Below are 14,745 nucleotides of genomic sequence, written 5' to 3'. Positions count from 1 at the left end.
CGCCCGCGCACGAAAAAGCCGCAGGCCTTTCGGTCCCGCGGCTATTCATCTTTCCAAGCAGCGTCGTTAGCGCGTGCCTTGCGGCAGGCCCGGCGGCGGACCCGACGGCTGTGCCGGTGCGGGCTGGCCTCCACGCGGCTGCGCCTGAGCAGGGCGGGGCTGGGCTGGCTGGGCCGGCATCATCGTCTGGACGATAGCGCGGATCTTCGCGGCCTCGGCCTCCTGCGCCTTCTTGAACTCCTCCTCGCTGATGAAGCGGTCCTTGTTCAGGTCCATCTCGCCGAATTGCTTCAGCGCATAGGCGGAGAGCTCGACGCGGTCGATCTGGCCGTCCTTGTTGGTGTCGATCTCGGCGAACTTGCGCATGGCGATCTGCTTGCGCATGTCGAACGGCAGCAGGTTCTTGGCTTGCGGCCCATCGGCCGGACCCGCCAGGACCACATATTCCGGTCCGCTGATCTTGGTGTCCTTGTTCTTGTCGAGTTCGTCGCCCTGGCGCAGCTGCATGTCCATGAACTCGTTCAAGGTCATCATGCCCTGGCGACGGCGGGCCTCGGCCTGCTGGCGTTCGGCCGCCTCGCGCTGCATCGAACGCTGGACGATGAGGCGAACCTCCGGCTCGGTGACCTTGTTGTCGCGATCGGTGTCGTAGTTGTTGAACTCCGAATGGACCACCGCCTCGGCCTCGCCGCGTTCGAGGAAGCCGTCGCGGTTCGTGTCGAGGGTCTGAAACTCCGTGCGGGCGCGGGCGCGGCGCTCCTCGAGCGGAGGCAGGCCCGGCGCCTCGGCAGGCGTCGCCGGCGGTTCGACGACTTTGACAAACTCTTCGACCGACAGCTTGTTGTCCTTGTTGAGGTCGAGCGCCTCGAAGGACTTCATGCGGTATTTCAGGAACTCGGCGCGGGTGACCTCGCCTTTCTTGTCGACGTCGATGTCGACGAACCACTGCGGCAGCGGGACGGGCGCCGCGGACGCGGTGGGTGCGCCGGCGGCTGGCGGAGTGGCACCTGCAGCCGGGGGAGCGGCGGGCTGCGCCGGAGCCGCGGCCGGCGGGGCGGCCTGGGCCGGTGGCCGGTTCTGCGGCCAGGCCTGCGTTGGCGGAGTCTGGGCCATCGCCGGAACGGCAATGCAGGCTACGGTGAGGAAGAGGGTCGGGCGAAACATGCGATTCATCTGCGGTGAGCCCGCTTTTGGAGGGGGACTTTTCGTATCGGTTGCAATGGACGGCGTGTCAATGTCCGCAAAGCCGCGCAAACGTGCGGCGCAATCGCGCCGAAAGCATGGCGCGTCGCCATTTGAGTTGCACGCTACCTCTGGATAAGTCATCGTTATCGAAGTGCAGACTCCACAGAAGAGTCGCAAGTAGTTGGGAGGCAAGGGTAATTTCGCCACGTTGGCGCGTGTAATGCGCCGACCGGCGAAACCAGCATCGACATGGCAGGACCATCTTCATCTCGCGGCTCGCCGCTTTTGAGCGTGCGCGACGTGTCCGTCCGGTTCGGCGGAATCGTCGCTCTCGATGGCGTAACCTTCGACGTCTTCGCCGGCCAGGTCGCCGGCCTGATCGGGCCGAACGGCGCCGGGAAGACCACGCTCTTCAACTGCCTGAGCCGGCTCTACACGCCGAACGCCGGCGACGTGCTGTTCGAGGGCAAGACCATTCTCGACCAGCCGCGGCACGCCATTCCCAAGATCGGCATCGGACGGACGTTCCAGAACGTGGCGCTGTTCGACAAGATGTCGGTCCTCGACAACGTGAAGGTCGGTTGTCACAGCGTGAGCTCGAGCAGCTTCTTCGAGAACGCGATCCGGGTCCCCAGGGTCAAGCTCGAGGAAGCAGCGATCACGCGGCGAGCCGAGGAATTGGTCGCCTTCATGGACCTCGCCCCCTTCGCCAATGCGCTGGCGGGGCCCCTGCCGTTTCCGATCCGCAAGCGCGTCGAGCTGGCGCGCGCGCTGGCTTCCAGCCCCAAACTGCTGCTGCTCGACGAGCCGGCGGCCGGCCTGAACCATGACGAGATCGAGGTGCTCAAGCACCAGATCAAGCGTGTCCGTGATCTGCAGAACGTCACGGTGCTGCTGGTAGAGCATCACATGAGTCTCGTCATGTCGGTGTCGGACAAGGTTGTCGCCATCGACTTCGGCAGGAAGATCGCCGACGGCACGCCGGCCGAAGTTCAGCGCGATCCCGAAGTGATCCGCGCCTACCTGGGGACTGCGTGATGGCTGCACTTCTCGAGGTGAGCGGCCTGAAGGCCTTCTACGGGCAGACCCAGTCGCTCTATGACGTCGGCTTCGAAATTCCCATGGGCGGCATCACGACGTTGCTGGGGGCCAACGGCGCCGGCAAGACGACGACCCTGCGGGCGATCTGCAACATGGTCCGCACCGACGGCACGATCCGCTTCGACGGCAAGAACATCCGCGGCATGGCGACGGAAGAGATCGTGCGCCAGCGCATCGCCCACGTTCCGGAGGGACGCGGAACCTTCACCACGCTCACCGTCGACGAGAATCTCCGCATCGCCGCCTATACCCGCAAGGACAAGCAGGCGGTGAAGGACGAGCTGGAGCGCGTCTTCGTCTACTTCCCGCGGCTCAAGGAACGCATCCAGCAGCAGGCCGGCACGCTGTCGGGCGGCGAGCAGCAGATGCTGGCGATCGCGCGGGCGCTGATGCTGAAACCGCGGCTGATGCTGCTCGACGAGCCGTCGTTCGGCCTCGCGCCGCTGATCGTGCTCGAGATCTTCCGCATCCTGCGGCGCATCAACGAGGAGGAGAAGGTGAGCATCCTGCTGGTCGAGCAGAACGCCGCCCTGGCACTCGACCTCGCCACGCACGCTTACGTGCTCGAAACCGGCAAGGTCGTGATGTCGGGCCCTTCGGACGTCGTGAAGAACGACGAGAACGTCCGCAAATCCTACCTCGGCTACTGAGGCAGCCCCAAATGGAACAGTTTCTTCAGCAGATCGCCTCGGGCCTCGCGAACGGCGCCATCTACGCCTGCGTGGCCCTTGCGCTGGTCATGATCTACGTGTCGACCGACCACATCAATTTCGCCCAGGGCGAGATGGCGATGTTCAGCGCCTACATCTCCTGGCAGCTCATGGACTGGGGGATGAGCTTCTGGGTCGCCTTCATCCTGACCGTTCTGATCTCCTTCGCCATGGGCGTGCTGATCGAGCGACTCATCCTGAGACCGCTGCACAATGCCCCGGTCCTGTCGATCATCGTGGTCTTCATCGGCCTGCTGGCGATCTTCAACTCGATGGCCGGCGCCTTCTGGAGCTACCTGATCAAGGAATTCCCCTCGCCGTTTCCCAAGGCCGAGTTCGGGATTGCCGGCGTGATCGGGCCCCATCAGTTGGGCGTGGTCCTGGTCACGTTGATCGTGCTCGGTCTGCTGTTCGTGTTCTTCCGCTATACGCCGCTCGGCCTCGCCATGCGCGCAGCGGCGCAGAACCCGCAGATGGCCAGGCTGGTCGGCGTCCGCGTCGACTGGATGCTGGCGCTGGGCTGGGGCCTCGCGGCCTCGGTCGGCGCCGTCGCCGGCATCATGGTGGCCCACATCGTCTACCTCGAGCCCAACATGATGGGCGGCATCCTGCTCTACGCCTTCGCGAGCGCCCTGGTCGGCGGTATCTCCAATCCGGCTGGCGCGGTGGCGGGCGGCTTCATCGTCGGCATCCTCGAGAACATGGTGGCCTATGCGGGCAACCAGATCGAGAAGGCGACGGGTATCTACATCATCGGCAACGGCGAGAAACTCACGGTGGCGCTGATCATCGTGATCTTCGTGCTGACGGTTAAGCCCGCGGGCCTGTTCGGCCGCGTCGTCGTGAAGAGGGTCTGATATGACCGAGTCCAGGAAATGGGTGCTGGGACTGATCGTCCTGGCCGTCATCGTGCCCCTGCTGCGGCCGGTGTTTCCCGATGTAGTCTCGGACTACCGGCTGTTCCTCGTCAGCACCATGATCATCGCCTCGATCGCGGTGCTCGGGCTCAACCTGCTGACCGGCTTCAACGGCCAGTTCTCGCTGGGTCACGGCGCGTTCTACGCCGTCGGCGCCTATACGGCGGCGATCCTGATGGACAAGCTGAACGTGCCCTACTGGGCGACGATCCCGGCGGCGGCCATCGTGTGCTTCATCGTCGGCTACCTGTTCGGCCTGCCGGCCCTCAAGCTCGAGGGGCATTATCTCGCGCTCGCGACATTCGCCCTGGCGCTCGCGGTGCCGCAGATCCTGAAATACAAGTGGCTCGAAGGCCTGACCGGCGGCGTGCAGGGCATCGTGCTGATGAAGCCGGAGGTGCCGTTCGGCCTGCCGCTCAGCGAGGACCAGTGGCTCTATTACTTCTGCCTGCTGGTCATGATCGTGCTGTTCTGGGGCGCGTCGAACCTGCTGAACAGCCGCAGCGGTCGCGCCATGATGGCGATCCGCGACCAGTACATGGCGGCCGACACGATGGGCATCGACACGGCCCTCTACAAGACGGTGACCTTCGGCATCAGCGCCGCGTATACCGGCATCGCCGGTGCGCTCTCGGCCTGCGCCATCGCCTTCGTGGCGCCTGACAGTTTCGGCATCTTCCTGTCGATCAAGTTCCTCATCGGCCTGGTCGTGGGCGGCATCGGCTCCCTGTTCGGATCGGTCCTGGGCGGCATCTTCTACGTGCTGGTCGACAATTCGGCACAGTCGCTGACCCAGTTCATCCGCAACGACCTCGGCCTGCCGTTCGACCTCTCGGCGTACACCGTCTTCGGCGTGCTGCTGATCGCGATTATCTACCTGATGCCGATGGGCATCGCCGGTGGGCTCTACATGGCCTACCGCAAGCTGCGGGGTGCACGGGCGTAACCCGGGCCTCTTTGTCGGAAGGTCGCCGGAAGGCGGCCTTCTTTCTGGCCGAAATTCGGACGAAGCTCCGGCAGGCTTGAATCAACTGGGAGGAATAGAAATGCGTACAAGCAGGCGTGGTTTTGTGGCGGGCGCTTCGGCGTTTGCGGTGTTCGGGGCGAACTCGGCTTTCGCCCAGAAGAAGTACGACGACGGGGCGACGGACTCCGAGATCAAGATCGGCCACACCGGTCCCTATAGCGGCCCGGCATCGTCCTACGGCCAGATCGGCAAGACGATCGAAGCCTTCTTCAAGTCGGTCAACGAGGCGGGCGGCGTCAACGGCCGCAAGATCAACTTCATCACGCGCGACGACGGCTATTCGCCGCCGAAGATGGTCGAACTGGTCCGCCAGCTCGTCGAGCAGGACAAGGTCCTCTGCCTGTTCAACACGCTGGGCACGCCGACCAACACGGCGATCCATCGCTACATGAATCAGAAGAAGGTGCCGCAGCTCTACGTCGCGACCGGCGCGTCGAAGTGGGGCAAGCCGAAGGAATTCCCGTGGACGATGGGCTTCCAGCCCGACTACCACACCGAAGGCGTCGTCTATGCCAAGCACATCCTGGCCAACATCAAGGACGCCAAGATCGGCGTCCTCATGCAGAACGACGACTACGGCAAGGATTACTACGAGGGATTCCGCGAGGGCCTGGGCAAGGAGACCGGCAAGATCGTCAAGCACGTCACCTTCGAGGTGACCGACCCGACGGTCGACAGCCAGATCATCCAGCTGAAGGATTCCGGCGCCAACGTCTTCTTCAACATCGCGACGCCCAAGGCCGCGGCCCAGGCGATCCGCAAGGCGGCCGACATCGGCTGGAAGCCGGCGCAGTATCTCAACAACGTGTCCGCCTCGGTGGGCTCGGTGATGAAGCCGGCCGGCCTCGACAACAGCCAGGGCATCATCACGGCGCAGTACCTGATGGACCCCACCGACAAGCAGTGGGAAAACAACGACGCCTTCAAGGCCTGGAGCGTCTGGATGGACAAGTGGATGCCCGGCGCCAACAAGGCCGACGCCAACCACGTGTTCGGCTATGCCGTTTCCAACCTGATGCTCGAGACGCTCAAGAAGTGCGGCGACACGCTGACGCGCGAAAACGTCATGAAGCAGGCGGCCAACTACCAGAAGTACAAGCTGCCGCTGCTGCTGCCGGGCATCACGATCAACACCAGTCCGACCGACTACTATCCGATCCAGTCGGTGCAGCTCGCGCGCTTCAAGGGCGAAACCTGGGATCTGTTCGGCGACGTCATGTCGGCCGAAGGCTCCTGAGCACCGGCTCGTTGCATTGAGAATGAAGGCCGCCGGCATCCCGGCGGCCTTTTTCTTTGGCGATTTGGGGCTTCCCAAGACACCTCTTTGGCGAGAGGCTTCCTCCATAAATACAAACAAAGGAGGAAGCGTTGACTACCAGCAGGCGTGGTTTCATCGGCGGCGTGTCGGCCGCGGCTTTTCTCTCCGGCACCGGTTCTGCGTCCGCGCAGAAGAAGTACGACGACGGCGCGACCGACAAGGAGATCAAGGTCGGTCACTTCTGTCCCTATAGCGGCCCGGCCTCCGCCTATGGCGTCATCGGCAAGGCGCACGAGGCCTACTGGAAGAGTGTCAACGATGCGGGCGGCATCAACGGCCGCAAGATCGTCTTCGTCACCCGTGACGATGGCTACAATCCGTCGAAATCCGTGGAGGTGACGCGCGAGCTGATCGAGCAGGAGAAGGTGCTCTGCCTGTTCAACACGCTGGGCACGCCGACCAATACGGCGATCCACAAGTACGTGAACCAGAAGAGGGTGCCGCATCTCTTCGTGTCGACGGGCGCCTCGAAGTGGGGCAAGCCCAAGGAGTTCCCGTGGACGATGGGCTTCCAGCCCGACTACCACACCGAGGGCGTGATCTACGCCAAGCACGTCCTGGCCAATGTGAAGGATCCGAAGATCGGCGTCCTGATGCAGAACGACGACTACGGCAAGGATTACTGGGAGGGCTTCAGGGAGGGCCTTGGCAAGGACGCCAGCAAGGTCGTCAAGCACGTGACCTACGAGGTTACCGATCCAACGGTCGATAGCCAGGTCATCCAGCTGAAGGATTCCGGCGCCAACGTCTTCTTCAACATCTCGACGCCGAAGTTCGCCGCGCAGGCGATCCGCAAGGCAACCGATGTCGGCTGGAAGCCGGCGCAGTATCTCAACAACGTCTCTTCGTCGGTCGCTTCCGTCATGAAGCCGGCTGGCTTCGAGAACAGCCAGGGCGTGATCACCGCGGCCTATCTCAAGGATCCGACCGACAAGCAGTGGGACGCCGACGAGGAGATGAAGGCGTGGCGGCAGTGGATGACGACGTACATGCCGGGCGCCAACCAGGCGGACGGCAACTACGTCTTCGCCTTTGCCGTCGCCACGATGCTTCGCGAGACGTTGAAGAAGTGCGGCGACAACCTCACCCGCGAGAACGTCATGCGCCAGGCTGCCAACTTCCAGAAGGCCCGCATCCCGCTGTTGCTGCCCGGCATCCTGGTCAGCACCAGCCCGACCGACTTCTACCCGATCCAGGCCGTCCAGCTTTCGCGCTTCAAGGACGATAGCTGGGAACTGTTCGGCGACATCATGGCCGCCGAAAGCACCTGACGGGCCGTTGCCCCTTGGGCCTTCCCCCGGCAGATGCGGGGGAAGGGACGGGAAGTCAGCGCTCCGCGGGCTTGCGTTGCAGCGCCTGGCGGCACTCGGCCGTATCGATGCGGCCGTTCTTGTCGAGGTCGCAGCGGTTAAAGTTGCGGTCGGCTCCGGCCATGAATTCCGCCAGCGTGACGAAGCCGTCCTTGTCGGTGTCGAGAAGGAGGAAGTAGTTCGACTGCTGGCCGGCCTGACGGTCGGTCGGGAGAACGCTGTTTCCGACGGCGGGCGTACGGGCAAACAGCTCTTCCTTGCTGAGCTTGCCGTCGCCATTGGCATCGAGGCGCTTGAATCGCGCCTGTTGGCCGGCCTTCCATTCCTCGATCGTGACCCAGCCGTCCTTGTTGGTGTCATAGCGCATGATGCCGCTGTCGACCCGCGCGGGCCGGGCCGAGGGGGAAGCGGGGGCCGCGGGCGTTTCGTCAGGAGCGGCGAAGGCGGGGGCGCTCAGAAACAGGAAGGCTGTCGCAATCAGGGCAATTCTCTGCATGGGAGTGTCCTTATAGTTGTATCAGGAGACAGCAATACACGCGCCATTTCCCTTACCGGCCCGTCTAGGCCTCGATATAGTCTGCCCGGCGACCGAAATATGGCCGCGTTGAGGTTTTGTTCTCTCTGGGGATAACCCATGGCCTATGATTACGATCTGTTTGTCATCGGCGCCGGCTCGGGCGGCGTGCGCGCCTCGCGAATCGCGGCGACCCACGGGGCGCGTGTCGGCATCTGCGAGGATTACCGCGTCGGCGGCACCTGTGTGATCCGCGGCTGCGTGCCGAAGAAGCTCCTGATGTACGGCTCCAAGTTTGCGCACGAGTTCGAGGACGCGGCGGCCTATGGCTGGACCGTTCAGGAACCGACCCATTCGTGGCCGACGCTGCGTGACAACGTGAACAGGGAAGTCGACAGGCTGAATGCGCTCTACCTGCGTCTGCTCGATGGGGCGGGTGTGAAGCTGCATATGGGCCGGGGCCGACTGATGGACCGCCACACGATCCAGGTCGGTGAGGAGACGATCACGGCCGAGAAGATCCTGATCGCCACCGGCGGCCATCCGGTGATTCCGTCGATCCCGGGCTGCGAGCTGGCGATCACGTCGAGCGACGCCTTTCACCTTCCCGAGTTGCCCAAGCACATCACGATCGTCGGCGCGGGCTACATCGCCGTCGAGTTCGCCGGCATCTTCCAGGGGCTGGGCGCCAAGGTCGACCTCGTTCTGAGGCGCGACCGCGTCCTGCGCGGCTTCGACGAGGAGTGCCGCACCTTCGTGCACGAGGCGCTGAAGGACAGTGGCATTCGCATGCGCACGGAGATGGAAATCGGCCGCATCGTCGCCAAGGGGGCCGACGGCAAGAGCGGCCCGTACGAGGTCCATACGCCGATGGGCGGCATGTTCGAGACCGATTGCGTGATGTATGCGACCGGGCGCGCGCCCAACACGTCGGGCATCGGGCTGGAGAAGGCCGGCGTGCAGCTCAACAAGGCGGGCGCGATCGCGGTCGACGAATGGTCGAAGACGACCGCCGACAATATCTGGGCGGTGGGCGACGTCACCGACCGCATCAACCTGACTCCGGTCGCCCTCATGGAAGGCCACTGCTTCGCCGACACCGAGTTCGGCAAGAAGCCGCGCAAGGCCAACCATCACGACGTCCCGTCGGCCGTCTTCTGCCAGCCCGAGATGGCCAATGTCGGCCTGAGCGAGGAGCAGGCGAAGCTGCAGCTGGGACAATTGCGGATCTACACGGCGGCGTTCCGGCCGATGAAATACACGGTCTCCGGGCGCCACCAGCGCACCTTCATGAAGATGATCGTCGAGGATGCGACCGACCGGGTGGTCGGCATCCACATGGTGGGCGACGACGCGGCCGAGCTGATCCAGGGCCTGGCGGTGGCCATGAAGGCCGGGGCCACCAAGGCCCATTTCGACGCCACCGTGGGCATCCACCCCACCGCCGGCGAGGAGTTCGTGACGATGCGCACGGCGCGGGCGGATTCGACCCCGACCCGGGCAGCCGCGGAGTAGAACGGGCCCGCTCTGCCGGCTGGTTTTTCATCCACAGCACGTATAGGTTCACCACCCCGCAGGCCCCTTCGGCCCGCGGGTCGAGGAGGAGTCGATGACCGCGATCCAGGGCCAGTCCAAGGCCGATTCGCGTAACCCCGCAAAGGGCCAATCCCGCAGCTCGAGCGCCGCCGACTGGTCGCTGACCAGCTGGCGCAGCCGGCCGGCCCTGCAGATGCCGGTCTATCCGGATGCCGCCGCGCTGGCGAATGCGGAGGCACGCCTGCGCCGCTATCCGCCGCTGGTCTTTGCCGGCGAGGCCCGCAAGCTCAAGGCGTCGCTGGCCAAGATCGCCAACGGCGAGGCCTTCCTGCTGCAGGGCGGAGACTGCGCCGAGAGCTTTGTCGACTTCACCGCCAACAACATCCGCGACACGTTTCGCGTGCTGCTGCAGATGGCCGTCGTGCTGACCTACGGTGCCGGTGTGCCGGTGGTGAAGGTCGGCCGCATGGCCGGCCAGTTCGCCAAGCCGCGCTCGTCCAATGTCGAGAAGGTGGGCGACGTCGAACTGCCGTCCTATCGCGGCGACAACGTCAACGGCTTCGAGTTCACCGCCGCCGCGCGCCTGCCCGATCCGGAGCGCATGGTGCAGGCCTACAACCAGTCCGCCGCCACGCTCAACCTGCTGCGTGCCTTCGCCCAGGGCGGCTATGCCGACCTGCACGAGGTCAACCGCTGGAACCTCGACTTCGTGCGCAGCTCGCCCGCTTCGGCACGCTACGAAGACCTCGCGGCGCGCCTCGACGAGACGCTGAACTTCATGGCGGCCTGCGGCCTGAGCTCCGCGACGACACCGCAGATCGCCGAGACCGACTTCTTCACCAGCCACGAGGCCCTGCTGCTGCAGTACGAGGAGGCGCTGACCCGCGTCGATTCGACGTCGGGCGAATGGTACGACTGCTCGGCCCACATGCTGTGGATCGGCGATCGTACGCGTCAGCCCGACGGCGCCCATGTCGAGTTCCTGCGCGGCGTGCGGAATCCGATCGGCTTCAAGGCCGGACCGACCTTGCCGACCGACGATCTGCTGCGCCTGATCGACACGCTGAACCCGTCGAACGAGGCCGGTCGGATCGTGATCATCGCCCGCATGGGCGCCGACAAGGTGGGCGACAAGCTGCCGGCGCTCGTCCGCGCCCTCAAGCGCGAGGGCCGTACGGTCGTGTGGTCCTGCGACCCGATGCATGGCAACACGGTCACCGCCTCGAACGGCCGCAAGACCCGCCATTTCGATGCGATCCTGCATGAGGTGAAGGACTTCTTCGCCGTGCACCGCGCCGAGGGCACTCATCCCGGCGGCGTGCATTTCGAGATGACCGGCCAGGAAGTCACGGAGTGCATCGGCGGTTCGACGGACATCACCGTAGACAACCTCAACGAACGCTACGAGACGCAGTGCGACCCGCGGCTCAACGCCAGCCAGGTGCTGGAACTCGCCTTCCTGCTCGCCGAGCAGCTCAAGGCGGAGCGCCTGTCCGTCGCAAGGGCGCGCCCGGCCGTCTGACAGACGTCACCGGCTGAGCGCGCGAGAGCCCGGGGAGGGCCGATGACGCATCCTGAGAACGGCGAGATCGAACGCTATACCGACCACTACTTCAATCGCTCGAAGCAGGTGGTCGGCAAGTTCGGCGATTGCCAGGTCACCTACGCCATCTTCATGCGGCGTCCGGTGGTATTCGCGCCGCGGCTCGCGCTGGAATGGCTGGAAGAAACCTGCCGCGCCCGCAATGCGACGGTGGACCTGGACCTGCGCTACCGCGAAGGCAAGTGGGTCGGCGCCGGCGAACCGATGATGTACATCACCGGCTCGTTCTTCCATCTCGTCGATCTCGAGACGATCTTCCTGCAGAAGCTCGGCCCCGCCTGCGTCGCCGCCTACAATGCCTGGACGATGTGCGCGGACATGCCGAAGTCGGCCTTTCTTGCCATGGATGCGCGCCACTGTGCCGGCCAGGAGATGGCCGAGATGATGGCCTATGCCGCCTCGGTCGGCTCCGCCCGGGCCAAGCGCAAGGTCGGCGCCATCGGCTTCATCGGCAATGCCACGCATGCCACCGCCCACTACTTCGGTCGCGAGTACGGCCTGGGGACGATGCCGCATGCGTTGATCGGCTATGCGGGTTCGACCCTGCGTGCCGCCGAGATGTTCCACGAGACCTTCCCGGCCGAGGGGATGACGGTGCTCGTCGACTATTTCGCCCGCGAGATTTCCGACTCGCTCGAAGTCTGCCGGCGCTTCCCCGAACTCGCGGCACAGGGAAATCTCTCGCTGCGGCTCGACACGACCGGCGGCCGCTACATCGAAGGACTCGATCCCGCATCGTCCTATGCCGTGTTGGAGCGCTTTTCCCCGGAATCGATCCGCGGCTACCGGAGCGAGGAGGAGCTGCGCTACCTCGTCGGCACCGGCGTCTCGGCGGCGGCGATCTTCCATCTGCGCGCCGAACTCGACCGCAACGGCTTCGACAAGGTGAAGATCGTGGCGTCTTCCGGCTTCGGTCCGGCCAAGTGCCGGATCATGGCCGAGGCCAAGGCCCCGATCGATGTCGTGGGCTCGGGCTCGTTCCTGCCGTCCAACTGGTCGGAAACCTACGCCACTGCCGACATCGTCGAATATGATGGCGAGAAGCGCGTGAAGATCGGCCGCGAGTTCCTGCATCGCAACAGGCCCGCCGACGCCACGCGGCCGCTCTAGTTCTCCCGTCCGGTTCTCCGAGGATCAACATGCTCAAGCTCTATTTCGCGCCCGGCGCCTGTTCGACCGCATCGCATATCGGGCTGGAGGAGAGCGGGGCGACGTACGATTCGCAGGCGCTTTCCTTCGCCAAGAGCGAGCAGCGGACGCCGGAATACCTCAAGGTGAATCCACGGGGTCGCGTGCCGGCGCTGGTCGTGGACGAGGGCACGATCGTGGAGAACACGGCGATCCTCGACTACGTCGCCGCGACGTACGCACCGCATCTGATGCCCAAGGATCCGGTCCAGCGCGCCCGTGCCCTGTCGCTGATGGCCTGGTTCTCCAATGCCGTGCATCCGAATTTCACCCACATCGGCCGTCCCGAGCGCTTCGCCACGGACGCAGGCGTCTTCGACCATCTCAAGGCGGTGGGCCGCGAGAATTTCCACGCCAACCTCAAGGAGATCGACGCTCTCCTGGCGGGCAAGACCTGGATCCTGGGCGAGGAGTTCTCGGTGGTCGACGGCTACGCGCTGGTCTTCTACGGCTGGGGCAAGCGCATCGGCCTGCCGGTCGCCGAACTCCCGAACTACACGGCCTGGAAAGACCGGATGCTGGCGCGGCCGGCGGTGAAGCGTGTGCTCGAGCGCGAACAGAGCGTCCTGCTCGCCGCCTGATTCGTCAGCCGACGACGAAGCTCTGGTACATGAACTGGAGGTCGGCGCTTTCCTGGGGCGTGATCTCACCGTCCAGGACGCGGCCTTCCCACGAACGCAGCTTGCGCTTGATGTCGACCGGTGTGCGCGGGCTCAGCAGCACCATGAAGAACTGCTCGTGCGGCGACAGTTCGCGCTCGCGTCGGTAGCCGAATGGACCGGCTCCGGGCGTGCGGGGCTGGGCCGGCTCCTGCGCCGGAGATGAAGAAGGGGCGGCGGCGCGCGGCAGGATGGCGTCGTCGATCACCTGGTCCCAGGTGAGGCCCGCTTCGCGCACCATGGCCGAGGCGAGCTTGGCGGCCGCCAGCGCCTCCTGGGCGTGGCTGCTGTCGAGGATCTCGAGAACCTTGACCAGAGTATTGCGATTGAAGGTGGACACTTGCGTTCGGCGCCTTTGACTATCGCGTGAGCAACGGGCACTAAGTGCCTACAACATATAGATGGATGTGCCTTGGATCAAGGCAAGCCCCCGGCCAACGCTTTCCCGGTTTACCTCGCGGGCCTCGCCAGCTGGTTCGTGCCGCTCGGCATCCAGATGGTGCTGTTCCCGTGGCTGGTCGCCGTGGTCCTGCACATGGACGCCTTTGCCGTCGGCGTGGCACAGGCAGCCGTCATGGCGCCGTCGCTGCTGTTCCTGCCGCTCGGCGGCCTGGTCGCCGACCGCGGCAACGCCCGCCGGCTCCTGCTGCGCTATCATCTGATCTACGCTCTGCCGCCGCTCGCCCTGGCGCTGGTCCTGTGGTCCGGCGGGCTGAGCTATCCGCTGCTGATCGCCTACGGCATCATCGCCGGCGCGATCGGCGCCTTCGCCATCCCGACCCGCGATGCCCTGCTGCCGGTCGTGGCGCCCAAGGGCGGCCTGCCCAAGGCGGTGGCGCTGGCGACGGCGCTGCAGTTCGGCGGCCAGTTGTTGGGCATTGCCTGCGCCTCGACCGCCGACTGGTTCGGCGCCCTGCCGCTGCTGCTGCTGCATTCCGGCATGGTGCTGGCGGGCTGCATCTTCGTGCGCCGGCTGCCCGACCCGCCACCGCATCCGAAGACCGAACATCCCGGCTTCTGGCGCAGCATCGGCGAGGGCGTGTCGGCGGCGGCGAAGTCGGACCAGATCTGGCCGGTGCTGCTGCTCAACTTCGGGGTCGGCATCTTCTATGTCGGCCCGTTCATGGCGGTGCTGCCGCTGGCGATCCGAGACCACTATGCCGGCGGTGCGGCCGAACTCTCCTACATGAACCTGGCCTTCTGGGCCGCGACCATCGTGGCCAGCATGGCACTGGTCGGGCTCGCGCGGCGGCTCACGTTGCGCGGACGCCTGATCGGCAGCGCGGTACTGACGGGCGCGGTGGTGCTGCTGTCGCTCGCCACGCTGCCCCCGTTCCCGGTGTTCCTGGCCCTCATCTTCGTCTGGGGGCTGGGCGCCGGCATCACCATGACGCAGAGCCGGACGGTGGTGCAGATCGTGGCGCCGGCCACGCACCGCGCGCGGCTGATGTCACTGTTTCAACTGGGTCTCAGCGGCGGTGGACCGATCGGCGCCTTCCTGACCGGCACGATCTGCTCGATCTGGGGCCTCAAGGCCGCGCTGCTGGTCCCCGCGATCGCCATGCTGCTGATGATCGCGATCGTCCTGCTGCGCTCGCGCCTCTGGTCGATGCGGACGGTGGAGTAGGGCAGCAAATGCCATCCTTGCCACCACGAATGGACGCTTCGGATGGGGCG

14 protein-coding genes are annotated in these 14,745 nt (G+C 65.2%); 11 read left to right on the top strand and 3 right to left on the bottom strand.

The annotated features are described in order from the left end of the window. Positions 1–66: 66 nt before the first annotated feature. Positions 67–1,164 carry a hypothetical protein gene (locus tag ACP15H_RS11760; protein WP_425066366.1) on the bottom strand — a complete coding sequence of 366 codons (1,098 nt, stop codon included), beginning with the start codon at positions 1,162–1,164 and terminating at the stop codon, positions 67–69. A gap of 270 nt (positions 1,165–1,434) precedes the next feature. Here ACP15H_RS11760 and ACP15H_RS11755 point away from each other — a divergent pair, with 270 nt between their 5' ends. From ACP15H_RS11755 to ACP15H_RS11730, 6 genes are all read left to right on the top strand, one after another. Further along, a complete protein-coding gene (locus tag ACP15H_RS11755; protein ID WP_425066365.1) occupies positions 1,435–2,223 on the top strand; it encodes an ABC transporter ATP-binding protein in 789 nt (262 codons plus the stop codon). Continuing rightward, positions 2,223–2,936 (top strand): ABC transporter ATP-binding protein, encoded by a 714-nt coding sequence (locus ACP15H_RS11750; protein WP_298309544.1) that lies wholly within the window; start codon positions 2,223–2,225, stop codon positions 2,934–2,936. Before ACP15H_RS11755 ends, ACP15H_RS11750 begins: the two co-directional genes overlap by 1 nt. An 11-nt stretch (positions 2,937–2,947) precedes the next feature. Then, the gene (locus tag ACP15H_RS11745) at positions 2,948–3,853 is read left to right on the top strand and encodes a branched-chain amino acid ABC transporter permease (RefSeq protein ID WP_422015044.1); all 906 of its coding nucleotides are present in this window, start codon (positions 2,948–2,950) and stop codon (positions 3,851–3,853) included. 1 nt (position 3,854) lies between these two features. After that, positions 3,855–4,859, top strand: coding sequence for a branched-chain amino acid ABC transporter permease (locus ACP15H_RS11740; protein ID WP_425066364.1), 1,005 nt, complete (start codon positions 3,855–3,857; stop codon positions 4,857–4,859). Between the two features lie 100 nt (positions 4,860–4,959). Beyond that, a complete protein-coding gene (locus ACP15H_RS11735) occupies positions 4,960–6,177 on the top strand; it encodes an ABC transporter substrate-binding protein (protein WP_425066363.1) in 1,218 nt (405 codons plus the stop codon). 131 nt (positions 6,178–6,308) lie between these two features. Next, positions 6,309–7,529, top strand: a complete 1,221-nt coding sequence (locus tag ACP15H_RS11730) for an ABC transporter substrate-binding protein (protein WP_425066362.1) — start codon at positions 6,309–6,311, stop codon at positions 7,527–7,529. Between the two features lie 55 nt (positions 7,530–7,584). On the opposite strand, the gene ACP15H_RS11725 is transcribed toward ACP15H_RS11730, so the two are convergent. Further along, positions 7,585–8,064, bottom strand: a complete 480-nt coding sequence (locus ACP15H_RS11725) for an EF-hand domain-containing protein (protein ID WP_425066361.1) — start codon at positions 8,062–8,064, stop codon at positions 7,585–7,587. 138 nt (positions 8,065–8,202) lie between these two features. Between ACP15H_RS11725 and gor the strand changes: the two genes are divergently transcribed. From gor to ACP15H_RS11705, 4 genes are all read left to right on the top strand, one after another. Then, entirely contained in the window at positions 8,203–9,597 is a 1,395-nt protein-coding gene (gene gor / locus ACP15H_RS11720; protein WP_425066360.1) for a glutathione-disulfide reductase, read from the top strand. Positions 9,598–9,691: 94 nt separating this feature from the next. After that, positions 9,692–11,140 (top strand): class II 3-deoxy-7-phosphoheptulonate synthase, encoded by a 1,449-nt coding sequence (locus tag ACP15H_RS11715; protein WP_425066359.1) that lies wholly within the window; start codon positions 9,692–9,694, stop codon positions 11,138–11,140. Positions 11,141–11,182: 42 nt separating this feature from the next. Further along, entirely contained in the window at positions 11,183–12,331 is a 1,149-nt protein-coding gene (locus tag ACP15H_RS11710) for a hypothetical protein (RefSeq protein WP_425066358.1), read from the top strand. 29 nt (positions 12,332–12,360) lie between these two features. Next, entirely contained in the window at positions 12,361–12,990 is a 630-nt protein-coding gene (locus tag ACP15H_RS11705; protein WP_425066357.1) for a glutathione S-transferase family protein, read from the top strand. A 4-nt stretch (positions 12,991–12,994) separates the two neighbouring features. Here the strand turns inward: ACP15H_RS11705 and ACP15H_RS11700 are convergent, their stop codons facing one another. Continuing rightward, positions 12,995–13,408: a hypothetical protein gene (locus ACP15H_RS11700; RefSeq protein ID WP_425066356.1), complete on the bottom strand. Its 414-nt coding sequence runs from the start codon at positions 13,406–13,408 to the stop codon at positions 12,995–12,997. A gap of 72 nt (positions 13,409–13,480) precedes the next feature. Here ACP15H_RS11700 and ACP15H_RS11695 point away from each other — a divergent pair, with 72 nt between their 5' ends. After that, the gene (locus ACP15H_RS11695) at positions 13,481–14,695 is read left to right on the top strand and encodes an MFS transporter (protein WP_425066355.1); all 1,215 of its coding nucleotides are present in this window, start codon (positions 13,481–13,483) and stop codon (positions 14,693–14,695) included. Positions 14,696–14,745: the final 50 nt, after the last annotated feature.

Source organism: Reyranella sp. (assembly GCF_965249915.1).
Classification (GTDB): domain Bacteria; phylum Pseudomonadota; class Alphaproteobacteria; order Reyranellales; family Reyranellaceae; genus Reyranella.
Note: the sequence above shows the minus strand (reverse complement) of the source record. Positions and strands in the feature narration are given on the sequence as shown.

Coding starts and splice junctions, on each gene's coding strand:
- ACP15H_RS11760 (WP_425066366.1), bottom strand. CDS start 1,164: ATGTTTCGCCCGACCCTCTTCCTCACCGTAGCCTGCATTGCCGTTCCG.
- ACP15H_RS11740 (WP_425066364.1), top strand. CDS start 3,855: ATGACCGAGTCCAGGAAATGGGTGCTGGGACTGATCGTCCTGGCCGTC.
- ACP15H_RS11755 (WP_425066365.1), top strand. CDS start 1,435: ATGGCAGGACCATCTTCATCTCGCGGCTCGCCGCTTTTGAGCGTGCGC.
- ACP15H_RS11715 (WP_425066359.1), top strand. CDS start 9,692: ATGACCGCGATCCAGGGCCAGTCCAAGGCCGATTCGCGTAACCCCGCA.
- gor (WP_425066360.1), top strand. CDS start 8,203: ATGGCCTATGATTACGATCTGTTTGTCATCGGCGCCGGCTCGGGCGGC.
- ACP15H_RS11705 (WP_425066357.1), top strand. CDS start 12,361: ATGCTCAAGCTCTATTTCGCGCCCGGCGCCTGTTCGACCGCATCGCAT.
- ACP15H_RS11735 (WP_425066363.1), top strand. CDS start 4,960: ATGCGTACAAGCAGGCGTGGTTTTGTGGCGGGCGCTTCGGCGTTTGCG.
- ACP15H_RS11745 (WP_422015044.1), top strand. CDS start 2,948: ATGGAACAGTTTCTTCAGCAGATCGCCTCGGGCCTCGCGAACGGCGCC.
- ACP15H_RS11725 (WP_425066361.1), bottom strand. CDS start 8,064: ATGCAGAGAATTGCCCTGATTGCGACAGCCTTCCTGTTTCTGAGCGCC.
- ACP15H_RS11750 (WP_298309544.1), top strand. CDS start 2,223: ATGGCTGCACTTCTCGAGGTGAGCGGCCTGAAGGCCTTCTACGGGCAG.
- ACP15H_RS11710 (WP_425066358.1), top strand. CDS start 11,183: ATGACGCATCCTGAGAACGGCGAGATCGAACGCTATACCGACCACTAC.